Source organism: Jutongia huaianensis (assembly GCF_014384985.1).
GTDB lineage: Bacteria > Bacillota > Clostridia > Lachnospirales > Lachnospiraceae > Jutongia > Jutongia huaianensis.
This window is the reverse complement of record NZ_JACRSX010000053.1, coordinates 1-675: the sequence shown is the minus strand read 5'-3', so window position 1 is coordinate 675 and position 675 is coordinate 1. Positions and strand designations below refer to the sequence as shown.

Genomic DNA, 675 nt, shown 5'->3' with positions numbered 1-675 from the left:
TGGTCCTATGTCAAGATTTAGTACAAGTTAAAATGAGTTTTTCTCATTCTAACCTGCCAGCAATTCCGAAGTTGCCTGTTGATACAATCTTTCAAAATCATCGGGGGACATATAATCGCAATGACTATGAATTCGTTTGGTATTATAAAACGTTTCCAAGTATTCAAATACCAGGCGGTATGCATGTTTGTAATTGCTGATCTTAAAGCGGTTCAGCCATTCCCGTTTTATCAGCGAATGAAAGGATTCGATACAGGCATTATCCCAAGGAAAAGCTTTCTTGGAATAGCTTCGATTCATTTTTGCTGTTGCCTGTTTATATTCTTTCGATACATACTGGCTGCCTCTGTCACTGTGGATGATCAAAGGTAATTCGGTGCTGCGTTTTACTTTTGCTTTGTTTATAGTTTCAATCACACAGGATGTTTCCAATGTTTTGGAAAGCGTCCATGCAATGATCTTTCTTGAATACAGATCCATAATGCTGGTCAGATATACAAAACCTTCCATCGTCCAGATATATGTGATATCTGAACACCAGACTGCATTTGGACGTTCAGGATTAAACTGCTCATCAAGGATATTTTGCAATTCATTACTGAAATCGGAATCCTTGGTTGTTACTGTCCATGGACGGATCCATTGGGCTTTGATGCCCATTTGTTTCATGTATTT

The 675-nt window shown here is 38.4% G+C and carries 1 protein-coding gene; it reads right to left on the bottom strand.

Translation table 11 applies throughout. From position 1 onward, the window contains the following. Positions 1-48: 48 nt before the first annotated feature. A partial coding sequence (locus H8704_RS14030; RefSeq protein ID WP_249298677.1) for an IS3 family transposase occupies positions 49-675 on the bottom strand: 627 nt, incomplete at its 5' end.